Consider the following 21,420-nt stretch of genomic DNA (forward strand, 5'->3'; position numbering starts at 1 on the left):
CGAAAGACCGGCTCCGTCATCGAGCCGGTCTTTCGCTGTATTCGGTTGTCCTAGTTGACGAGTGCCACCTCGTGGGGCACATCCGCCGGTGCGGCCTTTTTGTTCCGCATGACGAACAGGGCAACGATCGCCCCGGCCAGGATTCCGGCACCGCCGGCGATGAAGCTGACCGACATGGCGGTGGTGAACGCCTCCCGTGCCGTACCGAGCAACTCGGTATCGCCGGTACGCGCGGCCAGCGCCAGCGCGTCGCCGATCGAATGCCGGGCGAGCTCCGGGGTCGAGTCGGGCATGCTGCTGGTGAAGGTGCTGGACAGGATGCTGCCCAGTACCGCGATGCCGAGCGCGGCACCCGCCTGCTGAATGGTGTCGTTCAGCGCGGACCCGACACCGGCCTGTTCCTGCGGCACGGCGCCCATCAGCGCGGCAATCGCCGCGGGCTGTGCGAGGCCCGCACCGGCGCCGAGCACCACCAGTGCGATGGACAGCACACCGAAGCCGCTGTCCGCGGACAGACCGGCCAGCAGGCCGAGCCCGACGGTCGAGACGAGCATGCCGGTGACCGCCAGCGTGCGATTGCCGACCTTGCCGCCGAGACCGGCGCCAAGTCCGTTGAACACGATGGACGCGGCCATCATCGGAATGAACGCCAGCCCGGCCTTGGTCGGCGAGTAACCGAGCACGAACTGCAGATACTGGGTCAGCACCAGCAGCAGGCCACCGTTGGCGACCTGGACGAGGGTCAGCGACAGGCTGCCACCGGCGAAGTCACGGTTGCCGAACAGGTCGAGTGGAACCATCGGATGCTCGACGCGCTTTTCCCACACGATGAACGCGACCAGGCTGACGACTGCGACGGCCAGCGTGATCAGTGTGGACGCGTGATCGAAACCGCCCTTGGGGAATTCGATGATGGTCCAGACCAGCGCGATCATCCCGACCATGGACAGCACCGCGCCGGGCACATCCGGCTCGGTCCACGGCCCCTTGGATTCCGGCATCAGCAGCAGCGCGGCGATGATGGCGACGGCCGCGACCGGAATGTTGATCAAAAACGCGGCGCCCCACCAGAAGTGCGCGATCAGCACGCCACCGAGCACCGGCCCGCCGACCAGGCCGAGCACCGAGGCGGCACTCCAGAAACTCATCGCCTTGCGCCGTTCCCCGTCATCGAACACGGTGATCAGGATCGACAGCGTGCTCGGCAGCACCAGCGCACCGCCGATGCCCATCACGGTGCGGGCCACGATCATCTCGATCGGGCTCGCGGCGAGGGTCGCGCCTAGTGAGGCGACACCGAACAGGGCGAGGCCGATCAGCATCACCCGGCGCCTGCCGAACCGATCGGCGAGGCTGCCCGAGGTGAGCAGCAGGCCCGCGAAAACAAGGATGTAGGAGTCCAGGATCCACTGGATGTCCTGGGCGCTCGCGTTCAGATCCTCGGCCAGTGCGGGCACCGCGACGGCCAGCACGAAATTGTCGATGACCAGGACCAGCGTGCTGAGGCACAGCACGATCAGAATCCACCAGCGCTTCGGATTGCGGGTCTCACTCGCGTCCATCGGAACTCTCTTCTCACGGTGTTGCGTACGTCGTTCTCTTGCTGCGAACAATGTACGCATACATTTAGAACGTTCGCAACTGCGAACGTTGTGCGCTACGCTGGTGTCAACGGAAGGGAGTCGACGTGGCCGTCGAGAAGCAGCAGGTCGGATCGGTGTGGACGCGTCCGCGCAAAGGCAGGGAGCAGCCCGCGCTGACCAGGGAGCAGATCGTGGCCGAGGCCGTCACTCTGCTGGATGCCGAGGGGTTGGAGGCGCTCACCATGCGCCAGCTCGGTGCCAGGCTGAATGCCGGTGCCACCTCGCTCTACCGGCACGTCGCCAACCGAGACGAGCTGATCGAGCTGGTCGTCGACGAGATATACGGCGAGATCCGGATGCCGGAGATCGCCGATCCCGCGGGCTGGCGGGACGCGGCGGCACACTTCGCCGCCGAGCTACGCGCGATGATCCTGCGTCATCCGTGGATCGCCTCGACCCTCGGCCAGGTCGGGCTGTCCTATCTCGGTCCGAATGTGATGCGGATGAACGAGCGGATGGCCGTCGTCTTCAGCGCGGGTGGCTTCCCCGCCGACGAGGTCGCCGACGCCATCACCGTGCTGCTCGGCTACGTCATCGGCGTCGGCGTTACCGAGGCCGCGTGGCTGACCCTGCTCGTCCGCAGCGGCCAGACCGAGCCGGAGCTGCTCGCCGGCCTGCGGCCCGCCGCGGAACAGGCCGCCAAGGAGTTCCCGCAGCTGCAGGAGGGGATGCCGGAGGTGGGCTGGGACGTCGATCCCGCACAGACCCGTGATCGACGGTTCGGCTACGGGCTCGACCGCGTCTTGGACGGGCTCGAACCCCGCCGGACCTCGTAACTACCTGTCCGGGGTCAGTGCCAGGTGTGATCGGTGAGCGGCGTGCGCGGACCGAACTTCGGCTTGTGCGCCTGCCCGCTGATCTCGAGCAGCCGCACCGCCCGATAGCGGTGCGGCCGAAGCGGTTCCAGGTATTCGACCATGGTGTCGTCATCGATCGGGTGGCCGAGCAGCGTCCAGCCGATGATGGCCGCGAGGTGAAAGTCGCCGACCGACAACGCGTCCGCGTCGCCGAACGCGCGCTGCGCGGTCTCGGCGGCGGTCCACCCGCCGACCCCCGGGATCGTCCGGAGCCTGCGCGCGGCCTCGGCGGGGTCGACCCCGGCCACCCGCTCCAATGAACTCGCCACCCGGGCCGCCCGCACGATCGTCTGCGCCCGCTGCGGACCGACGTTGGCCCGATGGAACGCCCAGGACGGCACGCGCCGCCAGGTATCGGCCTCCGGCGGCAGCCGCAGGCCCTCCGGTGCCGGGCCGGGCGCGGGATCGCCGAACTGCCGCACCAGTTTTCGCCACGAACCGCGGGCCGAGATGGTGTGCACCTTCTGCTCGAGAATGGCGGGCACCAGCGCCTCGAGGACGAGGCCGGTGCGCAACATCCGCAAGCCGGGGAAGCGGCGATGTGCCTCGACGAGCTTGGGATGGTCCGGGACGAAGCCGTCCATGTCCTCGTCCAGGCACAGCATGTGGTCGAGCCCGTCCAAGAATTCCTCGGCGCCGGATCCCCAGGCCTTGCCCTGCACCGCGCACGGTCCTGACTGGGTCAGCCGGTAGGTGACCGGGCCCGATGTCATATGCGAGGCGTGCCAGTGCGCGCCATCGCGGGTCGTCTGATGGCACGGATCGCCGGCGCCGCGGCGCAGCGGGGCGATCGTGCACGCCAGGTCGATCGGGCGGTCGGACGTCACGGTCCTGGCCAGACCGGTTGGTTCACCTACCGGCTCGACCATCGCGTTACGCATCGGACCATTCTGCCCGATGGCGCGGCCCGGAATGCGCGCCAGTCCACGGTCGATCGAGAAACTAGTCGCGCACAACGCAATTCGCCGGTATCCGATGCCGAATACGCATCACCGCAGGTGCCCGGTATTTTGTAACGCTAAGAATGGATGTGGCGATATTCGTTCCGATCGGCAAACAGCTGGCAGTCGCCACATGGAGGTATCGAATGATCACCAACTTGCTCAACTGGTTGCTCAGCGCCTGGGGCGGTGTTTCCGCAGGCAGCTCGGGTTATCAGATTCCGCCGGGCACCCTGCCTTTCGGCAGCTGACCCGTCTTGCGCACTCGCCGTGACCGCCATCCCGGCGAGGGCGCGAAAACCTCACTGCTCCAACAGGAGTTGGGCCAGGTGGCAGCTTCGGCGGCTGGCCAATTGAGCGGCCTGGGTTCGGCAGGAGAAGCCGTCCGCGAGGAAAGTCGACTCGCTACCGGCGGTACGCAGCGCGGGCAACATGCCGCTATCGGCTACCGCGACCGAAATGTCGTAATGGTCCCGCTGCATTCCGAAGTTTCCCGCGAGACCGCAACAACCGGTGATTTCAGTCACATTGATTCCCATTGTGGCTAACAACTGGCGATCCGCCTCGAATCCGAGAATCGCATGGTGATGACAATGCGGCTGAACCACCACGTTTCGGCCCGGCCATTGTGGCGGCTGCCAGTCCGGTTGTTCGGACAGGAACTCGGCAAGCGTGCGCACCGCCCGTGCGGTCGCGGCAGCGCGCGGGTCCGTCGGCAGCAGTTCGGGCAGATCCGACCGCAGCACCGCGGTGCAGGACGGTTCCAGCCCGACCACGATGCCGCCGGCCCGCACGTGCTCATCCAACGCGTCGAGCGTGGCGCGTAACCGGGCTCGGGCACCGTCCAGCTGGCCGGTGCTGATCCAGGTGAGCCCGCAGCACACGCGGCGCGCGGGAATGCGCACCCGATAGCCGAGCGACTGCACCAATTGCGCCGCCGCCAGGGCTATCTCGGGATCGAACGCGTCGGTGAAGGTGTCGATCCACAGCATCACCTCGGGTCGATCCGCGCCGATTTCCGGTGCGGTGGTTGAACTCTGGGCGCCATTGAGTTCGTCCAACGTGGGCGCGACTCCGCCGAGATCACGCCACCTGCGGCGAAAGCTGCGCTCCGCCAGCCGTGGCACCGCGCGGCGCGGGTCGATACCCGCCGCGCGCAATCCGATTCGGCGCAGCACCGCGTTGTCCGCCAGCGCGTTGGCGACGCGCGGCATCCGGGTCGCCACCGCCAGCCAGCGCGGCAGCCACCCGAGCGAATAGTGATCGATCGGCCGTGGCCGGTGCCGGTATCGCCGGTACAGCGCCTCGGCCTTGTAGGTGGCCAGATCGACGCCCGCCGGGCAGTCGGAACGACATGCCTTGCAGGACAGGCACAGATCGAGCGACTCGGCGACCGCGTCGGACGACCACGGCAGTGCGCCGCGGACCACCTCCTGCAACACCCTGGCCCGGCCGCGGGTGCTGTCCTTTTCGTCCTTGGTGGCCAGGTAGGACGGGCACATGAAGCCACCGGTGGCGCGCGTATCGGCGCGGCACTTGCCGACACCGACGCAGCGGTGCACCGCCGTGCTCAGCTCCCCGCGATCGTGTGGAAAGGCGAAGCCGCCGGAAGCGGGTATCAGCGGCAGCCCGGCCAGCCGCAGGTCGGCGTCGATCGGCCGCGGCTCGACGAGCACCCCCGGATTCAGCACATCGGCGGGATCGAAAAGCGCTTTGTATCCGGCGAATACGTCGAGCACCTGGCGGGAGTACATGAGCGAGAGCAGCTCCGAGCGGGCGCGCCCGTCGCCGTGCTCACCGGACAGCGAACCTCCGTGTCGCACCACCAGTTCGGCCGCGTCGAACAGGAAGCGCCGAAAGCGTTGCGGTGCATCGGCGATCGGGAGATCGAGGCGCACATGGATGCAGCCGTCACCGATGTGCCCGTAGAGCAAGCCGTCCACACCGTGCTCATTCGTGAGGTCGGCGAAATCGCGCAGGTAGTCGCCGAGCCGCTCCGGCGGCACCGCCGCGTCCTCCCACCCCGGCCAGGCGGGCTGCCCGTCCGGGGTGCGACCGGCCAGGCCCGCACCGTCCGCGCGGATGTGCCAGAGTGCCGCCGCGGCAGCGGGATCGGCGACGACGCGGGAGTCCAGCGCGTCGACGGATCGGCGCAACTGTTCGGCGACGGCCAGCGCCTCGGCGGGTGTGTCGCCCGCGGTTTCCACGAACAGCCACCCGCCGCCGCGTGGCAGTTCGGGAACGGTGCCGCGATGGGCCCGGACGGCATCGACCAGCCGCGCGTCGATGCCCTCGACCGCGGTGGGCTCGCAGGCCATCACCGCGGCGACATTGTCGGCGGCGGTGGCGATATCGGGGTAGCCGAGCACGGTCAGCACCGCGGCCTTCGGCAGCGCGACCAACTCGACCGTCGCGTCGAGCAGCAGACCGCAGGTGCCCTCGGACCCGACGAAGGCCTTCGCCACCGCCGAACCACGCTCGGGCAGTAGATGTTCGAGCCCGTAGCCGGAGGCCTGGCGTTCGAAGCGACCCAACTCGGTACGCAGCACCGCGAGATTCGCCTTGGTGAATTCGGTCAGTCCCGGCAGCACCGACAAATCGTTGGCGAGCGTTCGCTCGGCACCTGTCCCGTCCAGGATCCGCAGTTCCCGCACCGTGTCCGAGGTGCGCCCCCAGGCGACCGCGCGCGGGCCGCAGGCGTTGTTGCCGATCATCCCGCCGAGGGTGCACCGGTTCTGCGTGGACGGATCCGGCCCGAACCGCAGCCCATGCGGCCGGGCCGCGCGCTGCAATTCCGACAGCACGACACCCGGCTGCACCCGGGCGACCCGCGCCGACGGATCGACCTCCAGGATCCGATTCAGGTGCCTGCTGAAGTCCAGCACCAGCCCTGGTCCGATGGCATTGCCCGCGACCGAGGTCCCCCCACCGCGCGCGGTGACCGACAGCCCGTTCGCCGTTGCCACCTCGAGTGCGACGGCCACGTCCTCGTCGGTGCGGGGAAAGACGACAGCCCGGGGCAGTACGCGATAATTGGAGGCGTCCGACGAATACTCCGCCCGTCGGCGCTCCGAGGCGTCGACCTCACCGTCGAGCCTGCCGCCCAGCGCCGCCACCACCCGGTCCTTGGTCACCTGCCCAGCCTAGGCGCGGCGGCGAGAGTTTCGCTGTACGCGGAATCGGCACCGGGCGGAAACGACTTGCTCTGAACCTTTGTTGAGGTCTTAGTGTCGGTGCCGAAGGCTTTGATGGGTGGGGAGCGAGAGGGAGTAAAAACGTGAGCGAGCGCAAGCGAGCGAACCGAGGACACAGCGTGCTGATGCGCACGACGGAGCCGAGCGTCAGCGAGGCGGAGTCGTGAGTATCGAATCGGTGGCCTGGAGCCAGATATACCGGCGCGCCAACGCGCCGCAGGAGCAGCGGCAATTCAGCCTGGCCACCGCGCGGCGCATTCTCCGCTTCGCCGCGCCACACCGGCGCCGGATCGGCGTGTTCCTGGTGTTCAGCGTCGTTTCGGCGCTGCTTGCGGTGGCGACGCCGGTGCTGGCGGGTCGGGTGGTCAACAACATCATCGGCGGTTCGGCGCCCCGGGTCGTGGTCACCCTCGCGCTGATCATCGCCGTCCTTGCCGTCTTCGATGCCGTGCTCGGGCTAGGCATCCGCTGGCTGTCCTCGCGCATCGGCGAGGGTCTGATCCTCGACCTGCGCACCGCCGTCTTCGATCACGTGCAGAAAATGCCGATCGCCTTCTTCACCAGGACGCGCACCGGCGCACTGGTCAGCCGGTTGAACAATGACGTGATCGGCGCACAGCGCGCGTTCAGCGACACCCTGTCCGGCGTGGTCGCCAACCTGGTCACCCTCGCCCTCACGCTCGGCGTGATGCTCAGCATCTCCTGGCAGATCACCCTGATCGCGCTGGTCCTGCTGCCGGTGTTCGTGCTGCCCGCCCGGCGGATGGGCAACCGCCTCGCCGACATGCAGCGCGAGGCGGCCAAGCTGAACGCCGCCATGAGCACCCAGATGACCGAGCGGTTCTCCGCGCCCGGCGCGACGCTGGTGAAACTCTTCGGCCGCCCGCAGCAGGAATCCGGCGAGTTCGAGGTGCGCGCCCGCCGGGTGCGCGACATCGGCGTGCGGACCTCGATGCTGCAGACCATTTTCGTCACCTCGCTCACCCTGGTGTCCGCGCTGGCGGTCGCCCTGGTCTACGGGCTCGGCGGCTGGTACGCACTGCGCGGGCAGCTGGACGCCGGTGCCGTCGTGGCCCTCTCCTTGCTGCTGACCAGGCTCTACACCCCGCTGACCGCGCTGGCCAGCGCCCGGATGGAGGTGATGGCCGCACTGGTGAGCTTCGAGCGAGTCTTCGAGGTGCTCGACCTGAAGCCGCTGATCGAGGACGCGCCCGACGCGGTGGCGGTGCCGGACGGACCGGTCGCCGTCGAACTGGACAACGTGACCTTCGGCTACCCGTCCGCCGACAAGGTGTCGCTGGCCTCGCTGGAGGACGTCGCGACCCTGGACACCCGCGGCGGCGTCGACGTGCTGCACAGCGTGTCGCTGCGCGCCGAGCCCGGCCAGCTCATCGCGTTGGTCGGCTCGTCGGGCGCCGGTAAATCCACTGTCGCCCAGCTGGTTTCCCGGCTGTACGACGTGGACGGCGGCGCGGTCCGGCTGAACGGCACCGACGTGCGTGACCTGACCACAGAGTCGATCAGGGCGACGGTCGGCCTGGTCACCCAGGACGGGCACCTGTTCCACGACACCATCCGGGCGAACCTGCTGCTCGCCCGCCCGGAGGCGCCGGAGTCGGAACTGTGGGACGCGTTGCAGCGGGCCCGGTTACGCGATCTGGTCGAGTCGCTGGCGGACGGCTTGGACACCGTGGTCGGCGAGCGTGGCTACCGCCTCTCCGGCGGTGAACGCCAACGCCTCACCATCGCCCGCCTGCTGCTCAAGCAGCCGCGCGTAGTGATCCTGGACGAGGCCACCGCCTCGCTCGACTCCACCTCGGAAGCCGCGGTGCAGGAAGCACTCTCGGAGGCGCTGGAAGGCCGGACCGCGCTGGTGATCGCGCACCGCCTGTCCACCATCCGCGCGGCCGACCAGATCCTGGTGCTGGAGGACGGTCGAATCATCGAACGCGGCACGCACACTGAGCTCCTCGCCGAGGAGGGACGTTACGCCGAGCTGTACCGCACCCAGTTCGCCGACGAACCGGTGACGGCGGCCGTCTGATCGAGGCCCGGTCACCTGTTCGTCCGCGCCCGATCAGCTCCTGGTCGGGCGCGGATGGATGAATCATGCGGCACAGCAAGCACACTCAGCTGGTGGCAGTCGGACTGCCCAGTCGTACCGCACTCAGCTCGTCGACTGACCAGCTCCGGGCCTCGCCCACTCGGCTAGTGGCACCGGCTCGGCACCCCGGGTCGCTTCCGCGCCTCGGCGAATGAATTCAGAAATCGCACAGCGTCACCGATCCCGACACACCGAATAGCAATACATTGGGGTACGGCACCAGCCGACTCGGCACGCGTATGTTCCTTCTGCGGTCGACGAAAGCGCGCGATGAGCGAAAGGGCGGTAATGGCGGTCCAGCAGCCGAAAACGGCCGACGTGGTGATTATCGGCGGCGGCATTGTCGGCGTATCGACCGCCTTGCAATTGGCGAAGCGGGGTATCCGTGACGTAGTCGTGGTCGAACGCCAACAATTGGGTGCCGGCGCGACCGGGAAATCGGGTGCCCTCATTCGCTGCCATTACGCCAATGTGCCCGAGGCCCGCCTAGCTGACGAGAGCCTGCGCATCTTCCGTGCCTGGGATGACGAGGTCGGCGCGGGTTCGCCCGGCTTCGACCCGGTCGGCTTCCTTCGTCTCGTGACACCGGCGGACGAACCCCAGCTGCGTGCGAATGTCGCTGCGCAGCAGGCGATCGGGATCGAAACGAGCGTCGTCACCGCCGATGACCTGCGCGCGATCGAACCGCTGATCCGCACCGACGACCTGACCGTCGCGGCGTTCGAGCCGGGTTCGGGCGTCGCCGATCCCAACGGCGCGCTCTACGGATTCGCCGAGGCCGCACGGGAACTCGGCGTGACGATACTGACCGAGACGCCCGTGACGGAGATCGTGACCCGCGGCGATCGCGTCACCGGTGTCGGCACCTCGGCGGGACTGATCTCGACCGGGACCGCCGTACTCGCCGCCGGTGCGTGGTCCGATCAACTGCTGCGGCCACTAGGACTCGACTTCGGCCTGATCCCGGTGCGCACCCAGGTGGTGATTTTTCGCTGGCCCGCCACGGTCGACCTAGACCGCAAGCATCGGGTCATCGTCGACTCCACGCACGGCTCCTGGTTCCGGCCGGAGGCTGGCGCCGCAACGCTGGTCGGCGTCGGATCGGCGGCCCGCCCGACCAACCCGGACGACGTCGATGAAACCATCGACGTCCCCGCGATCGACCGCGCCAGGGCGGTGCTGGCGCACCGCTTCCCCGGTTTCGCCGTGGCGACGATGCGCGGCGGCTGGGCGGGCACCTACATGCGCAGCCCGGACGGCCATCCCCTCATCGATCAGGTTCCGTCCGTGCCCGGCCTGTGGGTGATGACCGGCGACAGCGGCACTTCCTTCAAGACCGCTCCCGCGATCGGCGTATGCCTGGCCGAATGGATCACCGACGGCGCTGCGAAGCTGGTCGATCTCGCGCCGTTCCGGTCGACCCGATTCGCCGACGGCCAACCCTGGGTCGATGACAATCCCTACACGCTGCCGACGGTCTGACGGTTTCGCGCGGAGCGCCCGGCCTACAGACTCACCGCTCCGATTACCCGGAATTGGCCGCGGATACCTCACCTAACAGTGGCATTCAGCCGATTACTCGATCGCCGAATTCAACTACTGGCTCGCCTGATCGGCGTAGCAGGTCGTATCTTCGGCAGGTAGCGTCCCCGCACCGAAGTAAGTATTGATCGCGTCGTTCACGCAAGCACTGAGCCCCGGCCGAAATGTCATGTGAATACGCACATCCTGCAATGTGACCAGCCGCGAGCCGGACATGTCCTGATGAAGCCGAACCGCATGCGCGTACGGCGTCCGCGGATCGCCGGTCGAATTCAGGATGAGCGCGGGTACCGCATTACGCACCACGGTCGCCGGTTCCACCGGTCCCGCCCAGAACGCGCACGGCTGAATATTGCCCGCCATCGCCCCGAACACCGGCTGCGTCGCCCTGGTCTCCTCGATGTTGCGCCAGTACCAGCCCGGATCCCGTGGCGCACCGACGTCTCCGCAGGCGATCTGCGCCAATGTCGAATCCTCGCCGTCCCGCAACGACTCCACAATCGCTGCGAGCCAAGGGGTCCGCGCCTTCGTCGGCGGCCCGCCCGCCGCATCGGCGATTTCTCGCACGACGTCGGCCAGCTTCTCGTTCAGCCGGAAGTTCATCAGCATTCCGTGCAGGAGGAACGGCAGCCAGTGATCGTCGACCGTGAAGCCGTCGAACACGATCGGCTGCCGCGTCACACTCCGCACCAGCCCCTCCACCGTGGCCCGCACCTGCGGTGGCGTCGCGCCCAAGCGGTAGGTGTCATCCTTCGTCGCGGCCCAGGTCGCCCAGTCGTCCAGGGCCCGTTCGTCCGCGGGCCCCCAATCCTGAACCAGCCCTTCCCAATAACGGTCCGGATCGATCGCGCTGTCCAGCACGATCCGGCCGCTGCGTTCCGGGAACATCTGGGTGAACACCGCGCCGAGGTAGGTGCCGTAGGACAACCCGAAGTAGTCGATCCGCTGTTCGCCGAGCACCCCACGAACGATGTCCATGTCCCTGGCGGTATTGCGAGTGGTGAACTGCCGCATCATCTCCGGGTCGTGGACCAGGCAGCCTGCGGCCATGCCCACCGACTGCACGGTGTCGTGCGCGAAGCCGAGCGGATCAAGACCCGCCGAGCGAATCATCTCGCCGACCGGCCAGCCGCACCGCGGACTCCGCCCCGACGACCCGACCCCGCGCGGATCCATCCCGATCAGGTCGTGCGTCGCCGTGACCTCCGGCGTCAGCACATCGCCGAGCAGATCGATACTGTCCAGTCCCTCGCCGCCGGGCCCGCCGGGGTTGGCCAGCAAAATCCCTTGGCGCCGAGCCGGATCGGTAGCTTTGACCCGGGATATCGCCACGGTCATGGTCCGGCCGTCGAGCCGCCCGTAGTCGAGCGGGACCAGCACATCGGCACACTCGCCGCCCGCTTTATCCAGATTCGCGATATCGCACGGATGCCATGACAACTGCTGGCCATAAAACCGATCCATGCCGACCGGCCGCGCCTCGTCGCCCGGTGCCGCATTGCTGTACACCGGCACCGCGGCGAGCACCGAAACCGCAACCACCGCCACCGACCGCCGGAACATCCGCACCAACATCAGACTCGCCTCTCACGTACCTGCTCGCGCAGAGAACGGTAGCTGATCGGCTCGGCTTCGGTCAGGCGTGGCTCAGGACGGCAGCGCGCGCTCGTCGAGCACGCATCGCCCCGACTCGACCAGTGTCGCCCGCGCCCGCCGCCGCACCCGGCATCGGTCGACGGTGCAATCCAGGTGTAACTGCATTGCCGCATGGGCTTGTTCGACGTTCAGCAGGCCGGGGTCGGTTCCGCAGGCCAGCATGGCGGCGACGTGCATATTCAGGTTGGTGAGTTGCATCAGGCGACCTCCGCCGACTGCGCGCCGACACTCCATCGATGTCGGGTCGGGTGGGGACGTTCCTCCGGCCACGAGGACTGCCGCACCGCCATGCCGACTGCCTCCAGCGCGGTCAACCCGACCTCGTCGGCCAGCTCGCCGACCAGATCGAGCAGCGTCGGCACCACCTCGGCAACCCGCAGTGCGGCAACGGCTTGCGCACACGTCAGGGTGCGGCCTGGGAGGTAGGAAACCACCCAGCTGCCGTGTCCGACGCTGCGCGCGCGATGCGCGGTGAGATCGCTGGTCATCAAGGACGACGCAATGACATGTACAGCCATGACTCCTCGTTCCTGCGGGCGACTCTTGCTGAGTACCCGGAAGTTTCGAGGCGGAGACGCCGGGGAGGGCGTTCGATCCGTCCGGGCATACTTCCAGCACACCATTGCCGGGGGTACGAAACAACGCCCGCGATGGATATCCAAAGTTTTCGCGCGAATTCCCAGCACGAAAACCAGCCGGGAGGGGAGGATTCTCCATAGTGGACGAAAGAGCCCGCTGCCCAAGCGAAGTGACGGGGAACCGAGCTTGCTGGTTGCCCCCGGAAAACCACGGGTGAGCAGCCGAACACAGAACGGAGCGTGCTGTGTCAGCGAGTTCGGCAAGAGCGTCAACGAGTGCGGAACGAATGTCCGGGTTCGACAAACCGACCGGTATCGAGAGCGCCTCCTCCACCCTACCGCGCAGGCAGCTCGGCCGGTATCTACGCGACTGGCGCACCCAGGCCGGGCTGACCATCGCCGAGGCCTCGCGGCTGATGGAGTGGGGCGCAAGCACTTTGCAGCGCCTGGAGAAGGGGCAGGCCGATCGCATCCGCACCATCGACATCCAGGAACTGTGCCGCATCTATGGCATCGACGAGGAGCTCGCCGACGGACTCAAGGGCCTAGCTCAGCAGGCGGCGGTCAAGAGCTGGTGGCATGCCTACGGCGACCTGATCCCGGAAAACTTCGATGTCTACGTGGGTTTGGAGGCATCGGCCCAGCAACTGAGTTCCTACCACTCGGAACTGGTGCTCGGTCTGCTGCAGACCGCCGAGTACGCCAGAGCGCTGCATCGTCTCGGCTATCCGGACGATTCCGAGTCGGAACTGGAGCGTCGCGTCCAGCTGCGGTTGCAGCGGCAGGCCTTGATCACCAGACGGACGTCACCCGCGAAGGTTGCCGTGGTGTTGCACGAATCGGTGCTGCGCCGCGTAGTCGGTGGCGTGAAAGTGATGGCGGCGCAGCTACGACACCTCGCGGATTTGAGCACCACCGACAATGTCTCGTTGCGTATTCTGCCGTTCACGGCGGGCATTCCGCTCGGCGACGCCACGGGCCCGTTCACCGTGCTGGAGTTCGGTACCGATGGCAAAGGGCAACCGGTCGAGCCGCCGGTGGTGTACGTAGAGGGTTTCACCGGAGATCTGTATCTCGAAAGACCCGTCGATGTGCAGCGGTACCATCGGGCACACGGGAGCCTGCAGCACGCGGCCCTGGATATCCAAACCAGTCGGCAACTGCTTCGGCAGGTGTCGAAAGAGTTCGCGGTGTAAGTATCGATCTAATTGGGGCGCAATAGTTTACGTTCACTGCCTGGATGGCGCCGAGCGGATTCCTCGGTGGTCACGCTGGGTCAACAAAGGAGTTGTCATGAGCGAGGCGCAGTCGTGAGCATCAATAATGGCGCGAATGTCGATCTGTCCGGCGCGACCTGGCGCAAGGCGGGCGAGGGCGAAGGCCGGGACAGCGTAGAGGTAGCCCTGCTGGCCGACGGCCACATCGGCCTGCGCGACGGCAAGAACCCGGACGGCCCGGTCCTGGTCTTCACCCCCGCCGAGTGGACCGCGTTCACCGCGGGCGTGCACGACGGCGAGTTCGACCGGCCCGAATAGTTAGTGAGACCCCGCCGCTTATAGTGCACCGGGCCAAGGGGCTCTTGACCAACCGGACAACTGATCTCGAACGCATATGGGTAACTCGTCGGGGTACGGGCTTGCCCCCGTACGGCGCTACCGCCGGCCCGCCAACGCAATTCGCGCACAGCCTGAGTCTGGCCTAAAGGCGCGGGGAAGCGGGCGAGTTTAGCTTGTATAACAATTGGGTAGACCACTCTTTGTGGACCGTGGGCTCAAAGGCTCCCACTCCCGGTACAAGAAATTGCGACCTGGTGATTGGGTGGAATGGCTGATCGTCGCGTTGCTGTTTGCCGTGACGACGGTCGGCCTGTTCATTCTCACCGGCTCGCTGATGTCGTCGCTGGTCATCGGCCTGCTCGTCGGCGTTGTCGCCGTCGGCGTGGTGGCCATGCTGTAAACAGGTATGCCCTCCGGCACTGCCGGAGGGCATATCGTCAGCGCTGAAATATCCGGTCAGCGCCGAAACAGCTTGTTGCCCAACCACACCAGCGGATCGTATTTGTTATCCGCCACACGCTCCTTCATCGGGATCAACGCATTGTCGGTGATCTTGATGTGCTCCGGGCAGACCTCGGTGCAGCACTTGGTGATATTGCACAGCCCGAGTCCCTGCTCGTCCTGGGCCAGATCGCGCCGATCGCCGACGTCCAGCGGATGCATTTCCAGCTCCGCTATCCGCATCAGGAACCGCGGCCCGGCGAACGAGGTCTTGTTCTCCTCGTGATCGCGCACCACGTGACAGGTGTTCTGGCACAGGAAGCATTCGATGCACTTGCGGAACTCCTGCGAGCGTTCCACGTCGATCTGCTTCATCCGGTAGTCACCCGGCTTGAGGTCCGCGGGCGGGGTGAACGACGGGATCTCCCTCGCCTTCTGGTAATTGAAGGACACGTCGGTGACCAGGTCCTTGATCACCGGGAAGGTGCGCATCGGGGTCACCGTGATGACCTCGGCCTCGGTGAAGGTGGACATCCGCGTCATGCACAGCAGGCGCGGGCGCCCGTTCACCTCGGCCGAACAGGAACCGCACTTGCCCGCCTTACAGTTCCAGCGCACCGCCAGATCCGGCGCCTGGGTGGCCTGCAGCCGGTGAATGATGTCGAGCACCACCTCGCCCTCGTTCACCGCGACGGTGAAGTCGTGCAGTTCACCGCCGTCGAGGTCGCCGCGCCACACGCGGAATTTGGCGTCGTAACCCATCGCTACGCCTTTCCCTCTGTCGATTTCCCGGCACCCGCCGGATGCCCGGCGGTCTCGGCCGGGGTGTAGTACTTCTCCAGCTCGCTGAGCTCGAACAGGGCGAGCAGCTCCGGCCGCATCGGGGTCTGATCCTTGGGCGTCACAGTGACATCGGGGATCGTCTCCCCCGCCGTGCTCGGATCCACCGAGCAGACCAGCAGCTTGTTGCGCCAGTCGGGATCCATCGACGGGTGATCGTCGCGGGTGTGCCCGCCGCGACTTTCGGTGCGCAGCAACGCCGCCTTCGCGACGCACTCGCTCACCAGCAGCATGTTCTCCAGGTCGAGCGCGAGGTGCCAGCCCGGGTTGAACTGCCGGTGGCCCTCGACCGTGACCTGCTTGAACCGGGCCCGGAGCTGGTCGAGCTTGGTCAGCGCCTCCTGCACCTCATGCTCCTTGCGGATGATGCCGACCAGGTCGTTCATCGTCTGCTGCAGGTCGGTGTGCAGGGTGTAGGGGTTCTCGCCCGCCCCCTCGGTGGGCGGATCGAACGGCGCGAGCGCGACTTTCGCGGCCGCGGTGATATCGGCGTCGGTGATCGTCGGGCGCTCGCCGAGCTGTTCGACATACGCGGCGGCGCCGAGTCCGGCCCGGCGGCCGAACACCAGCAGGTCCGACAGCGAGTTGCCGCCGAGCCGGTTGGAGCCGTGCATGCCGCCGGAACACTCGCCCGCGGCGAACAAGCCTGGCACCGTCGCCGCCCCGGTGTCGGGATCGACCTCGACACCGCCCATCACGTAGTGACAGGTCGGCCCGACCTCCATCGGCTCCGCCGTAATGTCCACGTCCGCGAGCTCTTTGAACTGGTGGTGCATGGATGGCAGGCGGCGCTTGATCTCCTCGGCGGGCATCCGCGAGGCGATATCGAGGAAGACGCCGCCGTGCGGGGTACCCCGGCCGGCCTTGACCTCCTCGTTGATCGCGCGTGCCACCTCGTCGCGGGGCAGCAGGTCAGGGGTGCGGCGCGCGGAGTCGTTGTCGCGCAACCACTGATCGGCCTCCTCCTCGGTCTCGGCGTACTGCCCCTTGAAGACCGGCGGGATGTAGTCGAACATGAACCGCTTGCCGTCGGTGTTCTTCAGGACACCGCCGTCGCCGCGCACCCCCTCGGTGACCAGGATGCCCTTGACGCTGGGCGGCCAGACCATGCCGGTCGGATGGAACTGCAGGAACTCCATGTTGATCAGCGTCGCCCCGGCGCGCAGTGCGAGCGCGTGCCCGTCGCCGGTGTACTCCCACGAATTCGAGGTCACCTTGTACGACTTGCCGATGCCGCCGGTCGCCAAAACCACTGCGGGCGTTTCGAAGAGGATGAATCGGCCGGATTCGCGCCAGTAGCCGAACGCGCCGGAGATCCGGTCGCCGTCCTTCAGCAGTTCGGTGATGGTGCATTCGGAAAAGACCTTGATGCGCGACTCGTAGTCGCCGGTCGCCGCGAAATCCTCCTGCTGCAGCGAGACGATTTTCTGCTGCATGGTGCGGATGATTTCCAGGCCGGTGCGGTCACCGACATGGGCGAGCCGCGGGTAGGTGTGGCCGCCGAAGTTGCGCTGGCTGATCCGGCCGTCGGCGGTCCGATCGAACAGTGCCCCATAGGTTTCCAGCTCCCACACCCGGTCGGGCGCCTCCTGGGCATGCAGTTCGGCCATGCGCCAGTTGTTCAGGAACTTGCCCCCACGCATCGTGTCCTTGAAATGCGTTTGCCAGTTGTCCTTTTCGTTGGCATTGCCCATCGACGCGGCGCAGCCGCCTTCGGCCATCACGGTGTGCGCCTTGCCGAACAAGGATTTGCACACCACCGCGACGGAGTGGCCGTGTTCTCTGGCCTCGATCACCGCGCGCAATCCTGCGCCACCGGCCCCGATGACGACGACGTCGTACTTGTGTCGTTCCACTTCTGGCATGGCCGCGAATACTCCTGGGGTTGGGCGGATCAGTTGATGAACCGCAAGTCCGAAATCGTCTTGCTGGCAACCAACATGACGTAGAAGTCGGTCAGCACGAGGGTGCCGAGGGTGGTCCAGGCCAGCGCCATATGCCGGGTGTTCAGTTTGGAGACCTGGGTCCAGAACCAGTAGCGCACCGGATGTGCGGAGAAGTGCTTGAGCCGCCCGCCCGCGATGTGCCTGCAGGAATGGCAGGACAGCGTGTACGCCCACAGCAGGATCACGTTGAGCCACAGCACGAAGTTGCCGAGGCCGAGCCCGAATCCGCCGTCCTTACCGTGGAACGCGACGACCGCGTCGTAGGTGTTGATCAGCGAAACCACAATGGCCACATAGAAGAAGTAGCGGTGTGCGTTCTGGATGATCAGCGGCAGCTTGGTCTCGCCGGTGTATTTGGCGTGCGGCTCGGCGACCGCGCAGGCCGGCGGCGAGAACCACACGGCCCGGTAGTAGGCCTTGCGGTAGTAGTAGCAGGTGAGCCGAAAGCCGAGCAGGAATGGCAGCACCACGAAGCCCAGCGGCAGGATCACCGGCAGGTCGCCGAACGGCGTGCCGAAGTGGCTGGCGCCCTCGACACACGAGGTGCTCAGGCATGGTGAATAGAACGGCGTCAGGTAGTGGTAGTCCGGAACCCAATATGCCGTTCGCACATAGGATCTGATCGTCGCGTAGATAACGAACGCGCCGAGTCCGAGCACCGTGATCGCCGGTGGCACCCACCATCGATCGGTGCGCAGCGTGCGTTCGGAGATTCGAGCCCTGGTCTTGCTGAAGACACCGGTCCCCGTTTCCGGGGTGGTGGTCGGGAGGGCACTCACAGGTGGATGCCTCGCTGATCTGCTGTGCGGGTGGTCATCGATACCTCCGCAAATCGAATGTGATGCCCAGCACCATACGACACCCCCGCTATCGCTCGAGCGGGGTCCTGGCATTCCAGACCCGCCCGGATGCCCGTGATTTGCGCCACATTCGATGTCGCTTCATCTGACTGGTCGCGTGGTGAACCGACCGCAACCTCTTCGAACTCGACTAAACCGGAACGGCATTCGAGGACTGTCCGGCTAAACGAAACCTGAAGTCGAAATACTGACGCGCCGATTGTCACACGGAGGCAACATATTTGTGGTCCTCTTTCCTCGAGATGTGCCCGCTGACGTGCGCCGATACCTACACCGCCCGCGGCGTGCGAGGTCGGCCCGGCGGCCTGCGTAACTACGGCGGAACCCGCGAGCCCCGCTGATCCGAGGCGGTGCTCGGCCGGGGGAAGGAGCCCCACGATGAGAAGAGCCGCGATCGTCGCGCCGGTGCGTACGCCGAGTGGGATCGAGGGGGGTGCGCTGTCCGGCATGCCGCCGGAATGGCTGGCTTCGACGGTGTTGTCGGCGGTGATCGACCGGTCCGGAATCGACCCGATGCGCATCGAGGATGTCGCGATGGCCTACATCGGCGCCGGACTCCCCCTCGCTGTGCCCGGATTTCTGACCGATCGACGCTGCGGCAGCGGTCTGCAGGCGGTGATCACCGCGGCCATGATGGTGCAGACCGGCGCGGCCGACGTGGTGGTGGCCGGCGGCGTGGAGTCCGCGGCGAATGCCGCTGCCCGCCATGCGGAATCGGCTGGGGAGTCCGATCTGCGGAACGCCGAGGAGCTGGCCCGCCGCTACGGCATCAGCCGGACCGAAGCCGACGAGTTCGCGGTGGCCAGCCATCGCAAGGCCGCGCGCGCCTGGCGGCAGGGCGCCTTCGCCGCCGAGGTGATTTCGGTCGGCGTACTGGACGAACCGGGCTCGGCCGATCCGGGTCTAGAAGACACCGGGGGGCACCGGATTCTGCGGGATGAGGGTCTGCGCGACGATGTCTCCACCTACACCCTCGCCGCGCTGCGCCCGCTGCTGGTGAACGGGGTGGTCACCGCGGGCAATATGACTGCCCACCGGCACGGCGCGGCGGCCTGCCTCGTCGTCGCCGAGGACCGCCTGGCCGATCTGGGTGTGACGCCGATGGCGTATCTGGTGGGCTGGGCCGCGGCCGGATGTGATTCGGGGACCGCGACTCTCGGCGCCGCTCCGGCCGTGGCCAAGCTGCTCGGCCGGACCGGCACCACGCTCGACGACATCGATCTGGTCGAGGTGAACGAGGGTTTCGCGGTGGAAGTGCTCGCGCTGGCCCGGGAATGGGGTTTCGACCCGACCGACCGGCTCAACGTGAACGGCTCGGCCATCGCCCTCGGGCATCCGGTCGGCGCTACCGGCCTGCGGATCATGACCACGATGCTGCACGAACTGTCCCGCACCGGCGGTAATTACGGCCTGGAGGCGATCGCCCTCGGCCATGACCACGGCATCGCGGCGTTGTTCGAATCGGCCGGGTCCGCGCCGATCGCCGAGACCCCGCGCGGTGCCCGCTTCCACGGCGCTCGGCCGAACCGTCGTTTCGGCAGGCACCGCGCCTGACCTCGGACAGCACTTCGCGGGCCCGCCGGCACGGAGCGGGCCCGCGAAGTCGGTCTGACGTTATTCGGTCCGCGGGCGGGAGTGGAAGCCGAGACCTTCGTCCTGCGCACCCATCCAGGCCGCCTCGTCGGACTTGCTGTCCGGGACGTAGATGGTGTCTTGCGGGCGGCGGCGCACCTCCGGCGGCGGCGACTGCTCGAGCTCGTCGGCGTCGATGACGAGCCGCTCGAGGTCGTTCTCCAACCGCCGCACCATATTGGCGTCACCGTAATGCGACCGCAGTGCGCCGATGGATTGCCGGAGCTGGCCGACCGTGTAGCGGAGCTCCGCGATTTCGCTGCGTGTCATCGATACCTCCTGTGTTCCTGACAGACCTGCGAACTCGGTGGGTAACGGGTACTTCCATGGTCTGCCTGGAAGCGCGCTGCACCAAGCCGTGTGACTCACCACACAACGTGATCTTTAACACAGTACAGAAAGAATTCAGATCTGGCTCGTCAGCTGCGAATCTTCGGCAGTTCGCCCAAGTGTTGCTCGGAGTCGGCCACCGCGCTTGGTGTGAACCACTGATTGGTCAACTTCGGTCATCCCGAGCCGCCCAGCATTCATCCGGCGACGGCGTACTCCGGCCCCTGTCCGCGCATCCCGGCGACCACCTGATCGACCAGTCCGACGATGGACAGCGCGACCTCCTCGGCCCGTTCGAAGATCACGCTGTGCCCGGCCCCCTCCAGCGGCACCAGCTGCGAGCCGGCCAGCTGCGAGGCGAGCACCACCGAATGCGCGAACGGCACCACGATGTCCGCCGTGCCCGCCAGCACCAGCGCCGGGATGGTGCCGAGCCGGTGCAGCGTCGCGGTCTCGTCGAAGGCGATCAGCGAGGCGAGGAAGCTCGACATGGTCAGCAGTGGCGTGTCGTTCAGCATGGCGGTGGCCACCGCGACCATCCGCGGATTCACCCGCCTGGTGCCGGAATTCGCCGCGCGCATGATCGGCTCGAAGATCCTGCGGGACAGCCGCTTCGAGCCCTGCATGACCCGCGGCGCGCGGACGACGGCCACCTGCAGCGAGTGCACCGCGCGACGCTTGAGGAACCGGCCGAGGCCCACCTCGGTGAGACCGTTAGCGGCGCCCGCGATCAGGCCGACGCCGACGACCCGGGTGCCGATCGTCTCGGGGAACTGTCGCGAGTAGGCGAGGACTACCATCGCGCCCATCGAATGCCCGATCAGGATCACCGGGCCGGTCGGCGCGACCGTCCGCAGCACGGTGTCGAGATCGCGGCCGAGCTGGTCGATGGTGTACGTCGACGGGTGGGCCTGGCCCGATTCGCCGTGGCCGCGGTGGTCGTAGAAGACCATCCTGGTCTCGGCGCCCCACTGCCGCAGCAGTTCGTCACGCAGGAAGAACCAGGATTCGGTGCGCAGGCAGTGCCCGTGCACGAACACCACGGTGACGGACGCGGACTCGGTGCCGAACGTGCGCACCGAGATCGGGACACCGTCCTCGGCCGGCACCGTGACACGGTGACCGTCGTAATCGGCGGCGCGGCGGGCGATCGTCGTGGACATGACGTCCTCCTAGGAGGGTGCATCCTCGCGGAGCGTTCTTGCCCGGTTGTCGATATACATTTCCGCTGCGTTACCAGCCCATACCCGGCGTTATGCACAAGTTGTCCAACCGATGCATGGGATGTATCCGCAAGGCA

18 protein-coding genes are annotated in these 21,420 nt (G+C 67.0%); 7 read left to right on the forward strand and 11 right to left on the reverse strand.

Annotation, left to right across the window (positions count from 1 at the left end; translation table 11 throughout):
• Positions 1–50: 50 nt before the first annotated feature.
• Positions 51–1,562: an MFS transporter gene (locus tag ACIBCN_RS29590; RefSeq protein WP_396994980.1), complete on the reverse strand. Its 1,512-nt coding sequence runs from the start codon at positions 1,560–1,562 to the stop codon at positions 51–53.
• Between the two features lie 125 nt (positions 1,563–1,687).
• On the opposite strand from ACIBCN_RS29590, the gene ACIBCN_RS29595 reads away from it, so the two are divergent.
• Positions 1,688–2,419 carry a TetR/AcrR family transcriptional regulator gene (locus ACIBCN_RS29595; protein ID WP_396994981.1) on the forward strand — a complete coding sequence of 244 codons (732 nt, stop codon included), beginning with the start codon at positions 1,688–1,690 and terminating at the stop codon, positions 2,417–2,419.
• A gap of 14 nt (positions 2,420–2,433) precedes the next feature.
• On the opposite strand, the gene ACIBCN_RS29600 is transcribed toward ACIBCN_RS29595, so the two are convergent.
• The gene (locus ACIBCN_RS29600; RefSeq protein ID WP_396994982.1) at positions 2,434–3,381 is read right to left on the reverse strand and encodes a DNA-3-methyladenine glycosylase family protein; all 948 of its coding nucleotides are present in this window, start codon (positions 3,379–3,381) and stop codon (positions 2,434–2,436) included.
• Between the two features lie 362 nt (positions 3,382–3,743).
• Positions 3,744–6,575 carry an FAD-binding and (Fe-S)-binding domain-containing protein gene (locus ACIBCN_RS29605; RefSeq protein ID WP_396994983.1) on the reverse strand — a complete coding sequence of 944 codons (2,832 nt, stop codon included), beginning with the start codon at positions 6,573–6,575 and terminating at the stop codon, positions 3,744–3,746.
• A gap of 223 nt (positions 6,576–6,798) precedes the next feature.
• On the opposite strand from ACIBCN_RS29605, the gene ACIBCN_RS29610 reads away from it, so the two are divergent.
• Together ACIBCN_RS29610 and ACIBCN_RS29615 are read left to right on the forward strand one after the other, a co-directional pair.
• Positions 6,799–8,679, forward strand: a complete 1,881-nt coding sequence (locus ACIBCN_RS29610; protein WP_396994984.1) for an ABC transporter ATP-binding protein — start codon at positions 6,799–6,801, stop codon at positions 8,677–8,679.
• Positions 8,680–9,009: 330 nt separating this feature from the next.
• Positions 9,010–10,221 carry an NAD(P)/FAD-dependent oxidoreductase gene (locus ACIBCN_RS29615; RefSeq protein WP_396994985.1) on the forward strand — a complete coding sequence of 404 codons (1,212 nt, stop codon included), beginning with the start codon at positions 9,010–9,012 and terminating at the stop codon, positions 10,219–10,221.
• A gap of 114 nt (positions 10,222–10,335) precedes the next feature.
• Here the strand turns inward: ACIBCN_RS29615 and ACIBCN_RS29620 are convergent, their stop codons facing one another.
• From ACIBCN_RS29620 to ACIBCN_RS29630, 3 genes are all read right to left on the reverse strand, one after another.
• The gene (locus ACIBCN_RS29620) at positions 10,336–11,856 is read right to left on the reverse strand and encodes an alpha/beta fold hydrolase (RefSeq protein WP_396994986.1); all 1,521 of its coding nucleotides are present in this window, start codon (positions 11,854–11,856) and stop codon (positions 10,336–10,338) included.
• A gap of 72 nt (positions 11,857–11,928) precedes the next feature.
• Entirely contained in the window at positions 11,929–12,135 is a 207-nt protein-coding gene (locus tag ACIBCN_RS29625) for a hypothetical protein (protein WP_396994987.1), read from the reverse strand.
• Positions 12,135–12,455 carry a hypothetical protein gene (locus tag ACIBCN_RS29630; RefSeq protein ID WP_396994988.1) on the reverse strand — a complete coding sequence of 107 codons (321 nt, stop codon included), beginning with the start codon at positions 12,453–12,455 and terminating at the stop codon, positions 12,135–12,137. The genes ACIBCN_RS29625 and ACIBCN_RS29630 overlap by 1 nt, the downstream gene beginning before the upstream one ends.
• A 347-nt stretch (positions 12,456–12,802) precedes the next feature.
• Between ACIBCN_RS29630 and ACIBCN_RS29635 the strand changes: the two genes are divergently transcribed.
• From ACIBCN_RS29635 to ACIBCN_RS29645, 3 genes are all read left to right on the forward strand, one after another.
• Complete coding sequence (locus tag ACIBCN_RS29635) at positions 12,803–13,711, forward strand: helix-turn-helix domain-containing protein (protein WP_396994989.1); 909 nt, start codon at positions 12,803–12,805, stop codon at positions 13,709–13,711.
• A gap of 114 nt (positions 13,712–13,825) precedes the next feature.
• Positions 13,826–14,050 (forward strand): DUF397 domain-containing protein, encoded by a 225-nt coding sequence (locus ACIBCN_RS29640; RefSeq protein WP_396994990.1) that lies wholly within the window; start codon positions 13,826–13,828, stop codon positions 14,048–14,050.
• A 283-nt stretch (positions 14,051–14,333) separates the two neighbouring features.
• Positions 14,334–14,471, forward strand: a complete 138-nt coding sequence (locus ACIBCN_RS29645) for a hypothetical protein (protein WP_396994991.1) — start codon at positions 14,334–14,336, stop codon at positions 14,469–14,471.
• 56 nt (positions 14,472–14,527) lie between these two features.
• On the opposite strand, the gene ACIBCN_RS29650 is transcribed toward ACIBCN_RS29645, so the two are convergent.
• Genes ACIBCN_RS29650 through ACIBCN_RS29660 form a run of 3 tightly spaced genes read right to left on the reverse strand, consistent with a single transcriptional unit; the run spans position 14,528 to position 18,077 of the window.
• Positions 14,528–15,274: a succinate dehydrogenase/fumarate reductase iron-sulfur subunit gene (locus ACIBCN_RS29650; RefSeq protein ID WP_396994992.1), complete on the reverse strand. Its 747-nt coding sequence runs from the start codon at positions 15,272–15,274 to the stop codon at positions 14,528–14,530.
• A 2-nt stretch (positions 15,275–15,276) separates the two neighbouring features.
• Positions 15,277–17,217 carry a fumarate reductase/succinate dehydrogenase flavoprotein subunit gene (locus tag ACIBCN_RS29655; protein WP_396994993.1) on the reverse strand — a complete coding sequence of 647 codons (1,941 nt, stop codon included), beginning with the start codon at positions 17,215–17,217 and terminating at the stop codon, positions 15,277–15,279.
• Positions 17,218–17,246: 29 nt separating this feature from the next.
• Complete coding sequence (locus ACIBCN_RS29660; RefSeq protein ID WP_396994994.1) at positions 17,247–18,077, reverse strand: hypothetical protein; 831 nt, start codon at positions 18,075–18,077, stop codon at positions 17,247–17,249.
• Positions 18,078–18,536: 459 nt separating this feature from the next.
• Between ACIBCN_RS29660 and ACIBCN_RS29665 the strand changes: the two genes are divergently transcribed.
• Positions 18,537–19,712: an acetyl-CoA C-acyltransferase gene (locus tag ACIBCN_RS29665; RefSeq protein WP_396994995.1), complete on the forward strand. Its 1,176-nt coding sequence runs from the start codon at positions 18,537–18,539 to the stop codon at positions 19,710–19,712.
• Between the two features lie 60 nt (positions 19,713–19,772).
• Here the strand turns inward: ACIBCN_RS29665 and ACIBCN_RS29670 are convergent, their stop codons facing one another.
• Entirely contained in the window at positions 19,773–20,060 is a 288-nt protein-coding gene (locus tag ACIBCN_RS29670; RefSeq protein WP_364725441.1) for a hypothetical protein, read from the reverse strand.
• Positions 20,061–20,317: 257 nt separating this feature from the next.
• Positions 20,318–21,283: an alpha/beta fold hydrolase gene (locus ACIBCN_RS29675; RefSeq protein WP_396994996.1), complete on the reverse strand. Its 966-nt coding sequence runs from the start codon at positions 21,281–21,283 to the stop codon at positions 20,318–20,320.
• Positions 21,284–21,420 lie beyond the last annotated feature (137 nt).

Origin of the sequence: Nocardia sp. NPDC051052 (assembly GCF_044456045.1) — a bacterium.
In the GTDB taxonomy this organism is placed as follows: domain Bacteria; phylum Actinomycetota; class Actinomycetes; order Mycobacteriales; family Mycobacteriaceae; genus Nocardia.

Coding starts and splice junctions, on each gene's coding strand:
- ACIBCN_RS29620 (WP_396994986.1), bottom strand. CDS start 11,856: ATGTTGGTGCGGATGTTCCGGCGGTCGGTGGCGGTGGTTGCGGTTTCG.
- ACIBCN_RS29615 (WP_396994985.1), top strand. CDS start 9,010: ATGAGCGAAAGGGCGGTAATGGCGGTCCAGCAGCCGAAAACGGCCGAC.
- ACIBCN_RS29635 (WP_396994989.1), top strand. CDS start 12,803: ATGTCCGGGTTCGACAAACCGACCGGTATCGAGAGCGCCTCCTCCACC.
- ACIBCN_RS29670 (WP_364725441.1), bottom strand. CDS start 20,060: ATGACACGCAGCGAAATCGCGGAGCTCCGCTACACGGTCGGCCAGCTC.
- ACIBCN_RS29625 (WP_396994987.1), bottom strand. CDS start 12,135: ATGCAACTCACCAACCTGAATATGCACGTCGCCGCCATGCTGGCCTGC.
- ACIBCN_RS29630 (WP_396994988.1), bottom strand. CDS start 12,455: ATGGCTGTACATGTCATTGCGTCGTCCTTGATGACCAGCGATCTCACC.
- ACIBCN_RS29655 (WP_396994993.1), bottom strand. CDS start 17,217: ATGCCAGAAGTGGAACGACACAAGTACGACGTCGTCGTCATCGGGGCC.
- ACIBCN_RS29665 (WP_396994995.1), top strand. CDS start 18,537: ATGAGAAGAGCCGCGATCGTCGCGCCGGTGCGTACGCCGAGTGGGATC.
- ACIBCN_RS29650 (WP_396994992.1), bottom strand. CDS start 15,274: ATGGGTTACGACGCCAAATTCCGCGTGTGGCGCGGCGACCTCGACGGC.
- ACIBCN_RS29600 (WP_396994982.1), bottom strand. CDS start 3,381: ATGCGTAACGCGATGGTCGAGCCGGTAGGTGAACCAACCGGTCTGGCC.
- ACIBCN_RS29590 (WP_396994980.1), bottom strand. CDS start 1,562: ATGGACGCGAGTGAGACCCGCAATCCGAAGCGCTGGTGGATTCTGATC.
- ACIBCN_RS29675 (WP_396994996.1), bottom strand. CDS start 21,283: ATGTCCACGACGATCGCCCGCCGCGCCGCCGATTACGACGGTCACCGT.